Origin of the sequence: Mesorhizobium sp. M6A.T.Ce.TU.016.01.1.1 (genome assembly GCF_003997065.1) — a bacterium.
GTDB classification, from domain to species: Bacteria; Pseudomonadota; Alphaproteobacteria; order Rhizobiales; family Rhizobiaceae; genus Mesorhizobium; species Mesorhizobium mediterraneum.
The window spans coordinates 100,519-116,989 of record NZ_RZTJ01000013.1 but is presented as its reverse complement, the minus strand read 5'-3'; the positions used below and the strand labels follow the sequence as shown (position 1 = coordinate 116,989).

Here is a 16,471-nt window from a genome sequence, read left to right as displayed (position 1 = left end):
TCCGGAAAGGTGATTTCCCGCTTTCCGGGCGCCTGCCATCCAAAAACGTTACGAAGAATCAACGCGTTTGCGCGCAATGTGTCAGCAGGCGGCTTGTCTGCGCGAACGGCATCGCAAGGCTCAACCGTCATGATTTGCACACAAACAGCCGCCAGACGCGGGTGGTTGGGGCTTCATGGGTTGACTCGGGCATGCTGACCAAAAAAGGCAAATACGGCCTCAAGGCCCTCGTGCATCTGTCCGGCCTGCCGGTCGGCCAGCTCGCATTCGTCAATGACATTGCGGTCGCCAACAACATCCCGAAGAAATTCCTGGATGCCATTCTGGGCGAGTTACGCAATGCCGGCTTCGTCCAGAGCCGCAAGGGCAAGGAGGGCGGCTATCGCCTCGCGCGGCCGGCCTCCGAGATCAAGATCGGCCATGTCGTGCGTGTCCTCGACGGGCCGCTGGCGCCGATCCCTTGCGCCAGCCGCACGCAGTACCAGCGTTGCGAGGATTGCGACGAGGCGACCTGCCAGGTCAGGCACATGATGCTGGAGGTGCGCCAGGCGATCGCCGAGGTGCTGGACAATCGCAGCCTCGCCGCCATGCGCGATGCCGACAATGACGATTTTCCGGTCGAACTGACGTCGCAGATCTAATCTAAATTTAGGCCGTAGACTCATAAGCGCGGAGCCAAAGCCGCATTGACCGAGACAATGATCTGGACCTCCTTTTTTGCTGTCACAGCCTGCTGGTGGGCGCGAACGGAGGTTCTGTCGATCATCTGGATCTCGCCGTCGTGCGCAGCCATGATACACTCCATCAGTCGGCCCCACACGCCTGCCTTCCGCCATCGCACGAAACGGTTGTAGCAGGTGGTGCGCGGGCCATAGCGCTCGGGCAGGTCGCGCCAAGGCCACCAGATCGCAGCACCCAGAAGATGCCGTTCAGCACGCGCCGATCATCAACACGCGGCACACCTCTTGGCTTGTTGGGTAGCAGCGGCGATGTGAAAGCAGCCAGTCGACAAACGCCCCCAATTCAGCTGTTCCGGGCTGGCCGCGCCGAATCCATAAACGGTCATTCACAGATTTAAGGTGATGGCGGCTGCGCCCCTTGGGCGCCGATCGTCTGGAGCGCGCCGCTTCCGCAGGCCCTCCATTTCGACAAGCCTAGTTGACGGGAAAGAGCGGATCGATCGTCATTGTCTGCTCTCCGGCGCGTAATGGAGGATGACAACACCTGACTTGAGCGTCCTCGTCTCCAGATGCTTCAGGGGTATCCGGTTCGGGCCGCCCTTGAAGAGCGGCGTGCCTCTCCCGAGAATGACGGGGTTGATCCCGAGGTGATACTCGTCGATCAGTCCGTGCTCCATCAGGGTGGCCGTGAGGTCGGCGCTGCCGAACACGAAGATGTCTCCGCCGTCCCTGGTCTTCAGCTTGGAGACTTCTTCCGCGACATTGCCGTTGAAGAGCTTCGTGTTGTTCCAGTCGGCGCTTTTCAGCGTGCGCGAGAAGACCACCTTCTCGATCTTGTTCATGAAATCCGCGATCCAGCCTTGCTCGGACGGCCAATAGGCTGCCATGAGCTCGTAGGTCACGCGACCGAAGATCAGCGTGTCGGCCTTTTCCTGGGTCTCACGAATGTAGTTCTCAAGTTCTACTTCGAAGACGAACCAGCTGATGTCCCTGTCCGGACCTTCGAAGAAGCCGTCGACGGTCATCATGTCCCATATGATCAGTTTTCTCATAGAACCCTCCTCTTCATGTATCCCTTTGTGAATTCTCGGCCCTATCCCGCGAACCGGAAGCGCATGTTGGTGATTTGCCCCGCTTCCGAGATCTCGGTCTTCTCCAGCCTGACCGGCTCCATGCCTTCTGACTGAAGAGGCGGATGCCGTCGCCGATGAGGACGCGACACGGATGAGGACCTCGTCCACAAGCCTAATTCGGGGCGAGTCGCAGCACCTCAGCGGGATGCGACGAAGCGTTCCAGTTTGCCCAGAGTTTGCAGCCCCAGCTCCACGGCACCGAAGCCCTTCGCCTCCTGGAACTCGGCAGCCGTGCTGAATACCATGCCTAGCGTTACCTTCGTTGCCCCGTCCTGATCCTCGAACGAGGCCCAGGCGTCGGCATGTTTCGGCCCGTTTTCACCCCAATGCAGCGTATAACCGATCCTCTCCTCGGGCCGGACCTCGTTATAGAGATGGTGGTTCGGGAAGACCGTGCCGTCAGGCGCGATCATGTCGAATACCCATTCGCCGCCCGTTCGCAAGTCGATCCTCTTCGTCCGACAGGAGAAGCCTTCCGGCCCCCACCATTGCGGCAGCGTTTCAGGATTCATCCACGCGCCCCACACGATGGACCGCGGCGCCTGAATCACCCGCTGCAGCACCATGGTCCGTTCAGCCGCGCCCGCGAGGTTGTCTAGTCCCGCGCCGAAGCCTTCCCGATAGCCTGCCTCCATGTCCTCCGCCAGCGAGGAAAGCTGCACCGTCACGACCAACCGGCTGCGCTCGTCCGCACCTTCGAAATCGGCTGTCACCAGCGCTGCTGATTGCGTCACGCCTTCGGACGAGACCACCTCGTAGTTCACGCTGCACAGCGCCGGCTGCAACGCCAGCCAGCCGCACTCGCAGCGGATGTCCGAATGGCCCTCTATCTTGCAGAGCGAGACCTCGCGTCCACCCACCCTGGTATCGACCTCCATGAACTCCACGGTGACCGAGGGCGATGGCGCAGCCCAGATCGCCCGCGCGGCCGGAGCCGTCCATGCCTCCCATAGTACGGCCAGTGGCGCGGCCACGTCCCGTTCGAAGGTGAGCGTCGCAAAGCGGCCCTTCCTTTCATCAGGCACCGCATGGGTCGCACTGTTTGTAGCGAGGTTCTGTGTCATTCTGCGCGCTCCTTCATCACATTCATCACAAATGCGTCCAACCGGTCGAGCCGAGCTTCCCAGATGGCCCGCTGTTCATCGAGCCATGTCCGCGCTGGGTCCAGAGCCTCGGGCACGATGGCGCAGGTGCGTATCCGCCCGTCCTTGGAGGTGGAGATCAACCCTGCCTCCTCCAGCACAGAAAGGTGCCGCATCACCGTGGGCAGACGCAGTCCCGTCGGACCAGCCAAATCCGTCACCCGCGCAGGCCTTTCGGCGAGTCGAGTCAGGATCGACCGACGGGTCGGATCGGCCAGAGCGTGGAAGAGCAGCGATAGATCGGGATAATGCTTAGCCATGTCGCTAACTATCGCCCACTTTTCCGGTGGCGCAAGCGAAAACTTCGTCAAGTCGCTAAGTTTTTTTCCCAACGCGCCGAGTTCTCGGAGTAGGCGGCTTACATTGCCGAGTCCGCTGAGAAGTTGCTCGCAGCGATGCGAGCGCAGGCCGATGTCTGCAATCGAAGACAAATTCCTGAAGCCGCCAGTCCGCTTCCCACCAATCTCAGCCGTTCGCGTTTTATGGGTTCACGGACTGGCACCCTGAAGGCGAGAGCCGCGCCGGCGAGCCGGCTCATGAATTCGCCTCGAACAGGCTCACGGCGTCGGCGACAATGTCGGCGATCGGGCGCGTCGCATCGAGCGTCACTGCGTTCTCGTCGGCTGCCGGCGCTTCAAGCGTGGCGAACTGGCTGTCGACCAGGCTTGCCGGCATGAAATGGCCCTGGCGGGAGCCGACGCGCTGCTTGGCGGTCGCTGGATCGATTTCCAGATAGAGGAAAACGATATCCTGGCAAAAGCCACGCAGGCGCTCGCGGTAGCTGCGCTTCAGCGCCGAGCAGGCGGCGACGACACCTTGCCCATCGCCGACCGATCCCGCAATGCGCCGGCCGATCGCGTCGAGCCAGCCTTCACGCAATGCGTCGGTCAGCGGCTCACCGCTTGCCATCCGCGCGACGTTTTCCGGCGGATGCAGCCTGTCGCCCTCGACGAAGATGGCGCCCAACGCTGCGGCCAGCGCTTCGCCGACGGCCGACTTGCCACAGCCGGCAACGCCCATCACCACGACGGCCGGTGCGGACCGGACGGGATCCCTCTGCAATTGTGCTGCCTTTTCGTCCACGATGCGGTCAGCGGCTGGCCGGCGCGCGGCCGTAAAGCAGGAGCATGGCGACGATGACGACGCCGTAGATGATCTGCCGCCCCGCCTCAGGCATCTGCATGACCGAAAGGATGGATTGCAGGAGCGTGATCAGGATGACGCCCGCGACGGTGCCGAGATAGGAGCCGCGGCCGCCGAGGATCGAGGTGCCGCCAAGCACGACCGCTGCTATCGACGGCAGGAGATAGGCATCGCCCATCGACTGTGCCGCCTTGGAGGCATAGCCGGCCAGAAGCACGCCGCCGAAAGCCGAGAGGCCGCCGGACGCGGCGAAGGCGATCAGCACCACGCGCCGCGTATCGATGCCGGAGAGGTAGGCGGCGCGCTCGCGATTGCCGATGCCGTAGACCGTTCGGCCGAAGCCGGTGCGGGTCAGCACGAAAACCATCGCAGCACCGATCAGCGCCCAGATGATGACGGCGTTGGGCACTCCGGGAATGGCAAAGCCGGTCGCCAGATAGCGCATCGCCCGGGTCGCCGAATCCTGCGGCGAGAAGCCGCCCGTATAGACCACCATCAGCCCTTGCGCGACGGCGTTGGTGGCGAGCGTGATGATCATCGAGGGAATGCGCAGATAAGCGACACCGATGCCGTTGACGACGCCGATCGCGACACCGCAGAAAATGCCGAACGGGATGGCCAGCGCCACGCCGACCGGGCCGTAGGCGGCGGCCGCACAGGCCATCATCGCGCCCGCCGCCACCGACCATGGCACCGACAGGTCGATCTGGCCGAGCAGGATGACCAGCATCATGCCGGTGGCGATAACGCCGAGAAACGAGGCCACCTTGAGCTGCTGCAGCAGATATTCCGGCGACAGGAAGCTGCGCGAATAGAGACTGCCGACAAACAGCAGCAGCACGATGCAGGCGAAGGCGGTCAGCACCGCCGGGTCGGCGCGGCGGATGAATTTCGGCATGCGGCCGGCGATGCCGCCGATGGTCGTTTCGCTCACAGGAACCACTCCAAGCGGTTGCGGACCCTGAACAGGGCGAAGGCGCCGAGGCTGACCGCGATCAGCAGGATGACGCCCTGGAACAGCGGCTGCCACAGCGGATCGAAATCGAAGACGAAGAGCAGGTCGCCGATGGTGCGGAAGGCGAGCGCCCCAAAAATGGCGCCGATGGCGCTGCCCTTGCCGCCGAACAATGAAACGCCGCCAAGCACCACGGCGGCGATGGAAAACAGCGTATAGGCATTGCCGCTGGCATAGGCCGCCTCGCCCGTATAGGTGAAGAAGGTCAGGAACAGCCCGCCGATCGCGGCCAGCAGGCCGGCCAGCGCATAGGCGGCGAATTTTCCGCGGCGGATCGGCACGCCGGACATGTAGGCCGCCATCTCCGAAGATCCGGCCGCGTAGGCCGCGCGGCCAAGCACCGACCGGCTGAACGGCACCCAGACCACGAGCACAACGGCCAGCAGCACCACCAGGCTCGCCGGCACCACACCGAACAGCCGCCCGGTCAGCGCGTCGGCAAGATCCTCGTTGACCGAACCGCCCGGAAACGGTCTCAGCAGCAGCGCGATGCCGAAATAGACCGCGCCGGTGGCGATGGTGGTGACGATCGGCTGCAGCCGTCCGTAGATGACGATGGCGCCGTTGATCGCCCCGCACAGCAGCCCGGTGCCAAGCACCGCGACGACGCCGAACGCGGTCTCGATGCCGGTGCCGATGACCAGCCATGAGGCCAGGCAATTGGTCAGCAGAAAGATCATGCCGACAGAAAGGTCGATACCGGCGGTGATCACCACCAGCGTCTGCGCCATGGCCACGAAGGCGAGCAGCACGCCCTTGTTCGAGGCCGTCTGCACGACATTGGCGGTAAAGCCCGCCGGATGGTTCGAGGTGTAGATCGTGAACATCACGATGAAGATGCCGAACGCCAGCAGCGTTCCGCGTTGTTCGGCAAGCCAGTAGCGCCAGTCCTTCACGCGTCCGCTCCTCGGGCTGGCGTCTTCGCCATGCCTCGGGCTGGCGTCTTCGCCATGTCTCTGACAGGCATCTCTTCGCCGTGGATGTTGAGCGCGCTGGCGATCAGCGCCCGCTCTGTGATCTCGGCGCCGACCAGCTCGCGCTTGACCGCCCCGTCATAGAGCACCAGCACCCGGTCGCAGCAGCCGATCAGCTCGTCATAGTCGGTCGAATAAAACAGGATCGCCGCACCTTGGTCGGCGAGCTTGCGCATCAGCTGATAGAGCTCCTGCTTGGTGCCGACATCGATGCCCCGCGTCGGGTCGTTGAGCAGGATGATGCGCGGCTGCCGCATCAGCCATTTGGCGATGACGACCTTCTGCTGGTTGCCGCCGGACAGCGCGCCGACTGGAATATCGAGGCCTGCCGTCTTGATCGCCAGCAGAGCGACCATATCGTCGATCAGCCGCTGCTCGGCGGCACGGTCGATGATGCCCGCCCTGGAAAGCCGGTCGAGCGCTGCGAAGGAGAGGTTTTCGCGTACCGTCATCGGCAGCATCAGGCCTTCCGTCTTGCGATCCTCCGGGATCAGCGCCATGCCGATCCGGTCATCGCGCGCCGCGGCCGGGCTGGCGATGGTCGCCGGTCTGCCATCGATCAATATCTGGCCGCTGAGGCCGCGAAGCACGCCGAAGAAGGCGAGCAGCAATTCGCGCTGACCCTGGCCGTCGAGACCGCCGAGACCGACGACCTCGCCTGCCCCGACCGACAGCGAGATATTATCCAACCGGTCGGTCCAGGACAGTTTTCGCGCCTCCAGCACCGGAGCGGCGGTGGCCGGCGCGCGCACCGGTTTTGATGGGAAGATGTGGCTGTATTCGCGGCCGATCATCAGCTCGACGACTTCGTTGTCGCTCTTCGTGCCTGCAGCGTAGCTGGCGACATTGCGGCCGTTGCGGAACACCGTGCACTGGTCGGCCAGCTCGGCGATCTCGTTCATCCGATGCGAGATGTAGAGCAGCGCCAGCCCTTCCGAGCGCAGCCGCTTCAAGACGCCGAATATCTTGGCGACGTCGGCCGCGGTGAGCGCTGAGGTAGCCTCATCGAGGATCAGGATGCGAGGCTTCCTGGCAAGTGCTTTGGCGATCTCGACCATCTGCCTTCTTGAAAGAGGGAGGTCCTTGACCAACGCCAGCGGGTGGATGTCGGCAGCGCCCGCGCGAGCAAGGGCATCTTCCGCAATGCGTCGTTGCGCCCTGCGGTCGATCATGCCGAAGCGCTTGGGCGGATCGGAAATAACGATGTTATCGGCGACGCTGAGTTCGGGGACGAGCGACAGTTCCTGGAAGATGCAGACGATGCCGGCCTGGTTGGCAGCGGCCGGCGACGCGAAGGTCACCTCGCTTCCGTCCAGCATCATGCGGCCTTCGTCAGGCGCGACGACGCCGGCCATGACCTTGATCAGCGTCGATTTGCCGGCGCCGTTTTCGCCGAGGATGGCGTGGATGCTGCCCGACGTGACCGAAAGCTTGGCCTTTTCCAGCGCCCGCACACCGCCATAGCGCTTGGATATGCCCTCCATGCGGAAGAGCGGAACCGCACCGTCCATCGGCCCCTCCCAAGGCGCTTGTTTTTCGGGACCGGCGCCGCGGGATTATCCCGCGGCGCCGAGCGATCACTCTATTGGTTTTCCTTGCTCTGGCCCATGATTTCCTGCGCGGTGAAATTGATGCCGCAGGTCGGGAAGGAATTTCCGACGAAGAAATTGTCGGACTGGTCGGGGAAATAGTCTTGGCCTTCCTTGAAGTTCGGATCCTCGACGATCGCCAGCGGCAGCTTCACCGCTTGCGGGATGACCTGGCCTTCGAGCGCTGCGATCGCCGTCTTGATGGCGACCGCCACCTGGGCGGGCCCGGTTCCGGCCGACGAGCATTTCAGCCCGTCTGCGGCAAACTTGGCGCAGAATTTGCGGAAGCCATTCTCCGTTTCGCCGCCGAACGGCACGAACGGATGCTTGGCATCCATCATCGCCTGGACGATGCCGGTGTCGCCGCCCTGCCCGGTGACGCCGTCGAAGGGACCGTTCGTGGCGATCGCGTCGGCCGAGGCCTTTTGCGCCACGCCATCATCCCATTTGCCGACGACTTCGGTGACCTCCCACTTCTTGCCTGAAGCATCGAGGACCTCGTGGATGCCATTGTGGCGGTCGGTGTCGACCGACGTGCCGGCAACGCCGCGCACCTCGAGGATCTTGCCACCATTGGGAATATGCTTGATCAGCCAGTTGGCCCACAACTCGCCAAGGCCTTTCTGGTCGACATTGACGTTGATGGCGTCCTTGGTGTCGAGAATATTGTCGAAAGCGACCAGCACGACGCCGGCTTCCTTGGCGCGCTTGATAACCGGTCCGAAAGCCGTCGGATTCTGCGCGTTGACGACGATCGCGTCATAGCCGGAATCGATGAAGTTGTTGATCGCCGAAATCTGCGCCGGCACGTCTTCGCCGGTCGAGACGACTTTGAATTCTTTCAGTTTGGCGGCGACCTCCGGCTGCGCCGCATAGGCCTTCGCCGTCTGCACCATCTGGATGCGCCAGGTGTTGGCGATGTAGCCATTGGCGAGCGCAATTCGGTATGGGCCTTCCTTTTTAGGAAATTTGAAGAACTGCGTATCGGCGGCCCATGGCGCAAAGCAGTCCGGCTCGGCGGACGGGCCCGTGACGATTTCGGGTTCGGCGAGCGCCGACGAGCTCAGCATGACGAATGCAGTGGCAGCAACGATGCCGCCAACGAGTGACTTGATCATCGATATTCCTCCCAGTTGCAGTTTTTGATTGTTCTTACGCGTCTCGCGCGTGTGCCCGGCACCTCCAGCCTTGCCCCTCGCGCTTTTCAGGTGGCCGAATGCCGACCCGATCTCCTCCCTTGCCGCACGGCAACCGAAGTAAAAACTATCATATTATACATAATAAACAAGCATGAGCTGTCGCTTATATATAATAAACAGACTTCAGTCTTTGCCGCGAGTTTCGCCCAGAGGTAGATGGTAGCGCTACCATGACGTAGTGTAAAGCGGCATTTCGCAATGCCTGCAAAGTGCTTTCAGCGGGCCGTGCTCTCGCGGCGCTTGAGCTCGAAGCCGAGGTCGACAACCGGTTCTTGCGGCCGCTTGCCTGAAATCGCCGCGAGCGCCATGGCGACCGAGCGCCGGCCGATCTCGTAGCGAGGCGTCCGGACGCTGGTGACCGACGGAAAGGCCACTTCCATCATGTCGAGATCGTTGAAGCCTGTGATGCCGATCGTCTTCGGCACGGCGATCGAGGCGCGATGGCACTCGAACAGCACGCCGAGCGCGATGTCGTCATTGTTGCAGAAAACCCCATCCTGCGTCGGCATCTTGGCCAGCGCGTCGCGAAACAATTCGCGCCCGAGCGTCACGCTGGATGGCACCGGCGTGGTGGTGACCAGCCGCGCGTCGAACAAACCGGCCGCCTCCATCGCCGCTCGATAGCCGGCCAGACGACGCTGCGAGCGCGGGTCCATGCGCGCGCCGATGAAGCCGATGCGGCGGTAGCCCATTTCGATCATATGCTCCGTCGCCGCCTTGCCGCCGTCGAAATGCGAGAAGCCGACCATCATGTCGACCGGATCGGGCCCGGTCTCCATGACCTGAACCACCGGGCAGCCGGCCGTCTCGAGCAGTCTTCGCGACGTCGGCGTCTGGTCGATGCCCGCCACGATCAGCGCCGCGGGGCGCTGCGGGCCGAAAACCTGCAGCAGCCGTTCCTCCTCGAGACCGGAATAATGGGTGTTGCCGAGCTGGATGCGGTAGGAGCTGTCGGACAGGCTGTCATAGATGCCGCGCAGCACTTCGGCAAAGACGCTGTTGGTGAGCGACGGCACCAGCACGCCAAAGACTTCGGCGCGCGCCGAAGCCAGCGCTCGCGCATTCGGGTCGGGCAAATAGCCGAGCTCATCGACGGCCGCCTGGATCTGGCGGCGCAAATCTTCCGAGACACGCTCCGGCTCACGCAGGGCGCGCGATACAGTGATGGCGCCGACGCCGGCCTTGCGCGCGACATCGGCGATGGTCGGACGGCCGCCGCCGCGGCGCGAGCGCGGTTTGGTCACAGCCTTGCCCCGAACGCGGCGCCTTCGCCGAAGCGCGGCCGCGAAATGCTATTCAGCGTCTTTGCCACTGTCGCCATGCCAACCCATGCTTGCCAGAGATTATGGCTGCCGCCTGGCGTCGCGCAGCCTTACCCTATTGTCAAGCGAACGGGCCAGGACTGCTGATCGAACTCGGGTAGGTCTCAGTTTGAATTTCGGCTGTGGGTGGATTTGCAGGTGTCTTCTCGTCCATCGCCTCTACGCCGTGCGTCGTCTGCTGCTGCGCCACCTGTCGGCATAGGGCAACGCGAACAAGTACAGACCGCTGAGCATGAGCAAGGCGAGCGGGACCAGCGGCATCAGGTATACCCAGTAGGCGGGCTCCACACCTACGCCCAACGTGATGAAGATAGCGGCGACGACCGCCGTAAAAATGATCGACAGCCAGCGGTGGAATTGCCGAATCCAGTTCATGAGGACCTCCCCTGAAGACGAGCCGAAGCGGATCGGGCGACCCGCTTGGCGACCTTCCTTGCAACCTTGTTTGATTTGATGGACGTCTTGTTGGCCATTGCGTTCATCGCAGATGCCTATTGGTGCCGGCGCGCCTCACTCTATCCGCGCCAGGACCTGCTCCAGGTTCGCAAAGAACCGCTGCCAGCCGTATTTTGCGCCCTGGTAGTACTGTTGCTGATCCGGCCGGAAACCCATCTGCTCCATGCGCAGATGGGTCCCTGTGCTCGTAGGGGTGAGCGTCCACGTGACGACACTTTTGAGATCCTTGGTATCCCACGTGTAGGACAGCGACTTGTTGGGCTCGACTGCCTGGACCTGACAGTCGACCGCCCCCCAGTCCGCGCTAAGATTGAAACGGTGACCCTCGTCCGGCTTGAAATCGTTCTTCATCAGCCACTCCTCGATCAGGTGCGATTGCGTGAGCGCGCGCCAAATCTTTTCCGGCGGAAAAGCGACTTCTCGTTCGACAACGACGGAGCGCGTTTCGGTCGCAGTATTGGTCATTGGTCCATCCTTTTGAGCAGATCTTCGAGGTCGTCGAACCGGCTTTTCCAGAACCCGGTCATTTGGTTTGTCCAGTCGATCAGCGGGGCCAAGGCGCCGAGCTCCGCGCTATAGTGCGTGTTGCGGCCTTCGTGGCGGTCGCGCACCAACCCGGCCTGCTTCAGCACCCCAAGATGCTTTGACACGGCCGGTTGCGAGACCCCGGCCCGAGCCGTCAGGGCCACGACCGTCTGGTCTCCATCGCGACACAGCCGCTCGAAGATGGCCCGTCGCGTCGGATCGGCAAGCGTTCTGAAAAGGATTTCGTGGGGCTGCGGCATCGCGATCGATAACTCATTGGCTATTGATGAACCGATAACCGACGAGATATGTGTAAGTCAAGCAGGAACGTGGACCGGCATCCGCGTCACAGTTTTGCTACCGTCGATTGCAGACTATAGTCACCGAGCGTTTCAAGCGCGCTGTTTCCACCATTTGAGCACCCGCATTGCTCGCAGGGTCACCCACTTGGACGGCTTACCCGGGCCGGCGTCGACCTCGAACCATACCTGCCCTTTAGGAGTCCAGTCGAGAGGCCAAGTGCCATCTGCCAGGCGCTTGGAGCGGAGGTGGGCGATGGCGTCGGCAAGCCGCGGATCAGGTTCGGCACCAGTAAGCATGGACGCGGAACGGAAATAGTCCAGCGCACGCAGTATGTCGTAATGCCAGCGGTTGGGGTGATGGAGACACAGAAACTGATCGTCCGCAGGGTTTCCCGAGCTTAGACGTCGGAAGAGGCTACGCTCCAAAAGGAACGACTCTCCAGATTGGCGAGCTTCTCTGGATTCGGATGTGCCGACGGTCGCTTTCTCATACTCCAACAGCCCTTCCAGCACATTGATCGTGGTGTGGAACGACGAGCGGATCGAACCATTGGCCCTCTCGCAATTCCAACCGCCGTCATCGAGACGCTCGCCAAGCAGCCGAACAACAATGGATGAAATATCGGCTCCAAAATATGCACCGTCAGCAACAGTTCGCCCGTTGATGCACTCTTCAACTTCCCCCTCCCAATAGGGCTGGCCACCCTCATCCCAGCGCGAGTTGAGGCCAACCAACTCGACGATCCGCTTCGCACGATCCGACGATGGGTCGAAACCAAACTCGCGAAGCTGCGAGAGCGAGAAGGTTGTTGCCGTCCAAGGCTGGCCGAACTTTTCCCAGTCTTGAGGTTTGAAACCGCACGGGACAAAAGAGCCTGCCGCCCACTGCCCGTCCTCATCTTGGCAAGCCAGAAGCTTGGCTCCCCAGCCGAAGGTTTCGATCTTAGCCCGTTCAGCCACCCACTCCGCTTCCGGAGTGTCGAGGAGGTCGCGCATCACTTGCCAGCGGATCGCCGGGTCGGAATCGAGAAGCCAAGCAATCACATCGCCTGCGTCAGTCATCTGAGCCGTCCAGTTAACAACTTAGAATTGACATTACAGCGTGTGTCGCTGGTAGGCATAGCTGACATCTGCAATGGGGCGTGGGCCGAAATTCAAACTGAGACACCGCCCGAAACTCGTGATCCGTTGCTAAATGACGGCAGATATGCTAGGTATTTAGGCATGGTGCTGATTTGCGCCAGCAACCCGTCCCTGAGGCGGGTTTTTTTACGCCGTGTTGGTTATTTCGCTGGCTCTGGCCGTCGACAGGCCTGGCAGGCCAGCCAGCTCCATTCTCCGCTTCACGCAATCGCCGTGGCGCTGCGCCGTGCCTTCCACAGCAGCAGCACCATGGCCGCTATGTTCAGCAGGTTCCAGGCAATGCCGTTGAGGAACGCGGCGGCATAGGAACCGGTCAGATCGTAAATCCAGCCCGACATCCAGCCGCCGATCGCCATGCCGAAGATCGTCGCCATGATGACGATGCCTACGCGCTGGCCGGCCTCTCGGGCCGGCATGTATTCCCGCACGATGATGGCATAGCAAGGCACGATGCCGCCTTGCGACAGGCCGAAGACCAGCGAGACGACGTAAAGCGAGGCGAGCCCGTCGAAGGGGATGTAGAGCAACAACGACAAGGCTTGCAGCACCGAGCCGATTAGCAGGGTTTTCACGCCGCCGATGCGATCGGCAAGGAAGCCGGACGCCAGCCGGCTGACGACGCCCGCCGCCATCATGATCGACAGCATGTCGGCGCCCCGCGCAACGCCATAGCCGAGGTCCATGCAATAGGCGACGATATGGACCTGAGGCATCGACATCGCCACGCAGCAGCTAAGGCCGGCGACGACGAGCAGCACCTGCAGGGCTGCCGGCGACAGCGATATCGGCTGGACGGGCCGGCTGCCGGGTGAACCGGAAATGGCGACGCGTGGTGCGCCGCGCCTGAGCAGCAGGATCAGCGGCACCATGGTCGCGAGGCAGACGACACCGATCGCGGCATAGGTGAAACGCCAGCCTTCGCTCTGCATGATATAGGGCATAACCATCGGCCAGATCGCCCCGGCGAGATAGCTGCCGGCAGCGGCAGCCGACACCGCGACGCCGCGCCGGCGGTTGAACCAGTGCGAGATGTCGGCGATCAACGGCCCGAAGATCGCCGAGGTGCCGACGCCGATCAAAACACCCTGGACAAGGGTGAACTGCAGCACCGAGGTGGTCAGCGACGCCAGCAGGAAACCGGCACCGAGCGCCACCGAAGCAATGAGCGCCGGTATCCAGTAGCCCATGCGGTCGATGGCGCGACCGATCGCAACATTGCCGACGGCGAAGCCGACCATGGTCGCGGTATAGGGCATCGACGCGGCGGCGCGATCGACGCCGAATTCCGCCTGCATGGCGGGGAGGACCACGACCACCGCCCACATGCCGACACCGCCGATCGTCGACAGCAGCATCGAGATGCCGAGCCGCATCCAGGCATAGGCGCTGTCGATGCCGGGGCTGCTTGCCTGGCTAGAGACGGTTGTGATCAAGGCGTTTCCTGTCCGCGGTTCTGCAAAATCGACCGGTTCAACACCACTATCGGCACATTCGTGGCGCCGTGCAGCGCCACATCACGCAATCCGTGGCTCCAGGGATTTAAGCTGAAATGGAACAGTGGCCGCCGTCCCGGAGTTTTCCATTAACTCACCGATGGAAGGAGGTTGTCATGACCGCGAAAAGGAAATGGTCGGCCGAGGTGAACGAGCACAGCGATGCGCTGGACCTCGAGGAACATGTCTTCGAATCCCACGACCCCAAGAAGATCGCGGCCTCGCTCAAGCGATCGGCCGAGCACAGTGATCGGCGCAAGGCCGAGCCGTTCCAGTCCGCCATGTCGATGCTGAATTTCTACATCAACCGTGCCGGTAAGAACCTGCCGGCCAAGCAGAAGAAAGTGCTGGAGGACGCCAAGGACGAACTGCGCGCAGCGTTTGGGCGTCCGCGAGAAGACTAAGGCGCCGGCAGGAAACTTCGCGGGCGCGACATCCGACGCGCTTTGTCAGCGCGACTTGATGACGCCGTCGGTGTTGGCCAACAGCTTGCGGACCGCGTTGCGCGCCGCATCCGGCCGCTGCAGGCGGATGCTCTTCTCGATCGCCTCGTGCAGCTTCTGCGCATGCTGCAAATCGTCCAGCTCCCGCGTCGTATAGGCGAACAGATGATCGAAAGCCGATTCGATCAGAACGCCGAGCGGCACCAGGAGATCGTTGCCCGAGGCACGCAGGATGGCCAGATGAAAACGCGTATCGGCGCGGGTGCGCTCCTGCAGCGTCGTCGCCTCCCCCATCTCCCGGCAGGCCTGGCTGATCTCAGCCATCTGCTCGTCCGTGCGCCGCATCGCGGCAAAGGCGGTCGCTTCCGGCTCGATGATGTGGCGGAACTCCTGCACCGTTTTCAGGAACACCTCGCGGTCGGGCGATGTCGCGTACCAGGCGAGCACGTCGCGATCGAGCAGGTTCCAGCGCTCTTTCGGCTCGACCCAGCTGCCGATCTTGGGGCGCGAGGCCAGCAGGCTCTTGGCCATCAGCATCTTGATCGCTTCGCGCACCGCCGAGCGGCTGACGTCGAAGGTCTCCGACCACTTGGCTTCGTTGGGCAGGATGGTTCCCGGCGGATAGTCGCCGCGCACGATCCTCAGACCAATCTCATTGGCCAGCGACGCATGCACGCTCGATCCAGGCATGCGCGCCGCATCCGCACGGCGAACGGCGGTCGGGCGCTCGGCGGACGCCGCCTTGGCCGGTGTTTTTCCCTTATTCGGCTTGCCGTCCCGCATGTGCTCACAAAGTCCGGATTCCGAAGACTGTCAAGCACGGGAAAGACCCCGGGTTGGAAACCCGGCCGCCGTGCACAGATCAGCCAGGATCGACGCCCTGTCAGGCCGTCTTGACGTATTTCCGCCAGCTATGCTCAGGACGAAACCCGAGCACGTCCCGCGCTTTGCGGTTGGAGAGCAGCGTCTCGTATTCGCCAAGTTCGCCCTTAACCGGCACGTCAGGATAAAACCGCCTCAGCAGTTCGGCCGTCGGCAGGTCGGACGAAGTGTCGTCGTTGGCGGCGTTGAACACCTGATAGCCGAGCCCGTCCTTCTCGATAGCGCGCAACGTGATCTGGCCGAGATCGCGCGCGTCGATGTAGCTCCAGGCGATCCGCTTGCGGAAACCCGGATCGGCGAACCATTTCGGAAACAGCGAATATTCGTGCGGTTCGATGACGTTGCCGATGCGCAGAGCGTAGATGTCGATGCCGCTGCGCAGCGCGAAGGCACGCGCCGTCTTCTCGTTGACGATCTTGGACAGCGCATAGCTGTCCATCGGATCGACATCATAGTCCTCGTCGAGCGGGAAATGCGTCGGGTCGCGCGGCTCGTTGGCAAAGACCAGCCCATAGGTCGTCTCGCTGGAGGCGATCACCACCTTACGGATGCCGAGCTTCACCGCCGCCTCGATGACATTGTAGGTGCCGAGCGCGTTGATGCGGAACACCTCGTTGTCGGGCGTGATCATGATGCGCGGGATCGCCGCGAAATGCACCACGGCATCGACCGGCTGCGCGCGCAGCGACGGGTCGAACTCGTGCAGGCCCATATAGCTGGACAGTGCATTGAACACCTGCCCGCTGTCGGTGATATCGGTGATCAGCGTGCGCACCTTGGGATTGTCGAGCGGCTTGGTATCGATGTTGAGCACCTGGCAGCCCTGCTCGACCAGATACTGCACGACATGACGCCCGGCCTTGCCGCTGCCGCCGGTGAACATGATCCGCTTGGTCATTTTGCTCTCCACATTCCGTAGGATTCATGTGTATTGTCAGACAATATGGCATTCCGCAATCGCCTGCCAACCGTCTGCGGCAAAAACCCGCTTCAACAATTCGCCTGCCAAAGCGCAGCGCCGTCATCGACA

The 16,471-nt window shown here is 62.4% G+C and carries 18 protein-coding genes and 1 pseudogene; 2 read left to right on the top strand and 17 right to left on the bottom strand.

The features are described from left to right. The first annotated feature begins 191 nt into the window (after window positions 1–191). Complete coding sequence (locus EOC94_RS22320) at window positions 192–641, top strand: Rrf2 family transcriptional regulator (RefSeq protein ID WP_006202816.1); 450 nt, start codon at window positions 192–194, stop codon at window positions 639–641. A 92-nt stretch (window positions 642–733) separates the two neighbouring features. Here EOC94_RS22320 and EOC94_RS22315 read toward each other — a convergent pair. The 15 genes and pseudogenes from EOC94_RS22315 to EOC94_RS22245 form a co-directional block, all read right to left on the bottom strand. Next, a pseudogene (locus tag EOC94_RS22315) lies at window positions 734–1,005 on the bottom strand (transposase); the annotation flags it as partial. A gap of 178 nt (window positions 1,006–1,183) precedes the next feature. Further along, window positions 1,184–1,732: a dihydrofolate reductase family protein gene (locus EOC94_RS22310; RefSeq protein WP_127293496.1), complete on the bottom strand. Its 549-nt coding sequence runs from the start codon at window positions 1,730–1,732 to the stop codon at window positions 1,184–1,186. 218 nt (window positions 1,733–1,950) lie between these two features. Further along, window positions 1,951–2,877, bottom strand: a complete 927-nt coding sequence (locus EOC94_RS22305; RefSeq protein WP_127293494.1) for an SRPBCC family protein — start codon at window positions 2,875–2,877, stop codon at window positions 1,951–1,953. Then, window positions 2,874–3,215: a metalloregulator ArsR/SmtB family transcription factor gene (locus EOC94_RS22300; protein ID WP_095482948.1), complete on the bottom strand. Its 342-nt coding sequence runs from the start codon at window positions 3,213–3,215 to the stop codon at window positions 2,874–2,876. The genes EOC94_RS22305 and EOC94_RS22300 overlap by 4 nt, the downstream gene beginning before the upstream one ends. A 274-nt stretch (window positions 3,216–3,489) precedes the next feature. Next, complete coding sequence (locus EOC94_RS22295; protein WP_095482927.1) at window positions 3,490–3,975, bottom strand: gluconokinase; 486 nt, start codon at window positions 3,973–3,975, stop codon at window positions 3,490–3,492. Between the two features lie 70 nt (window positions 3,976–4,045). Beyond that, on the bottom strand, window positions 4,046–5,032 hold the full coding sequence (locus EOC94_RS22290) for an ABC transporter permease (RefSeq protein ID WP_127293492.1): 987 nt from the start codon (window positions 5,030–5,032) through the stop codon (window positions 4,046–4,048). Further along, on the bottom strand, window positions 5,029–6,009 hold the full coding sequence (locus EOC94_RS22285; protein ID WP_127293490.1) for an ABC transporter permease: 981 nt from the start codon (window positions 6,007–6,009) through the stop codon (window positions 5,029–5,031). Before EOC94_RS22285 ends, EOC94_RS22290 begins: the two co-directional genes overlap by 4 nt. Next, window positions 6,006–7,598 carry a sugar ABC transporter ATP-binding protein gene (locus EOC94_RS22280; protein WP_245465627.1) on the bottom strand — a complete coding sequence of 531 codons (1,593 nt, stop codon included), beginning with the start codon at window positions 7,596–7,598 and terminating at the stop codon, window positions 6,006–6,008. Before EOC94_RS22280 ends, EOC94_RS22285 begins: the two co-directional genes overlap by 4 nt. A 71-nt stretch (window positions 7,599–7,669) precedes the next feature. After that, window positions 7,670–8,794 (bottom strand): sugar ABC transporter substrate-binding protein, encoded by a 1,125-nt coding sequence (locus tag EOC94_RS22275; protein ID WP_095482929.1) that lies wholly within the window; start codon window positions 8,792–8,794, stop codon window positions 7,670–7,672. Between the two features lie 296 nt (window positions 8,795–9,090). After that, a complete protein-coding gene (locus EOC94_RS22270; protein ID WP_127293488.1) occupies window positions 9,091–10,119 on the bottom strand; it encodes a LacI family DNA-binding transcriptional regulator in 1,029 nt (342 codons plus the stop codon). A 237-nt stretch (window positions 10,120–10,356) separates the two neighbouring features. Beyond that, window positions 10,357–10,572, bottom strand: coding sequence for a hypothetical protein (locus EOC94_RS22265; protein ID WP_127293486.1), 216 nt, complete (start codon window positions 10,570–10,572; stop codon window positions 10,357–10,359). Window positions 10,573–10,707: 135 nt separating this feature from the next. After that, complete coding sequence (locus EOC94_RS22260) at window positions 10,708–11,118, bottom strand: SRPBCC domain-containing protein (protein WP_127293484.1); 411 nt, start codon at window positions 11,116–11,118, stop codon at window positions 10,708–10,710. After that, entirely contained in the window at window positions 11,115–11,438 is a 324-nt protein-coding gene (locus tag EOC94_RS22255) for a metalloregulator ArsR/SmtB family transcription factor (protein WP_095482933.1), read from the bottom strand. The genes EOC94_RS22260 and EOC94_RS22255 overlap by 4 nt, the downstream gene beginning before the upstream one ends. A 132-nt stretch (window positions 11,439–11,570) precedes the next feature. Then, entirely contained in the window at window positions 11,571–12,542 is a 972-nt protein-coding gene (locus tag EOC94_RS22250) for a squalene cyclase (RefSeq protein ID WP_127293482.1), read from the bottom strand. A 281-nt stretch (window positions 12,543–12,823) separates the two neighbouring features. Further along, complete coding sequence (locus EOC94_RS22245) at window positions 12,824–13,996, bottom strand: MFS transporter (protein ID WP_127293556.1); 1,173 nt, start codon at window positions 13,994–13,996, stop codon at window positions 12,824–12,826. Between the two features lie 236 nt (window positions 13,997–14,232). Between EOC94_RS22245 and EOC94_RS22240 the strand changes: the two genes are divergently transcribed. Then, entirely contained in the window at window positions 14,233–14,520 is a 288-nt protein-coding gene (locus tag EOC94_RS22240; RefSeq protein WP_095482934.1) for a DUF3175 domain-containing protein, read from the top strand. Between the two features lie 45 nt (window positions 14,521–14,565). Here EOC94_RS22240 and EOC94_RS22235 read toward each other — a convergent pair whose 3' ends face one another. Further along, complete coding sequence (locus EOC94_RS22235; protein ID WP_127293480.1) at window positions 14,566–15,342, bottom strand: FadR/GntR family transcriptional regulator; 777 nt, start codon at window positions 15,340–15,342, stop codon at window positions 14,566–14,568. Between the two features lie 100 nt (window positions 15,343–15,442). Then, on the bottom strand, window positions 15,443–16,339 hold the full coding sequence (locus tag EOC94_RS22230; protein ID WP_095482936.1) for an NAD(P)-dependent oxidoreductase: 897 nt from the start codon (window positions 16,337–16,339) through the stop codon (window positions 15,443–15,445). Between the last annotated feature and the right edge of the window lie 132 nt (window positions 16,340–16,471).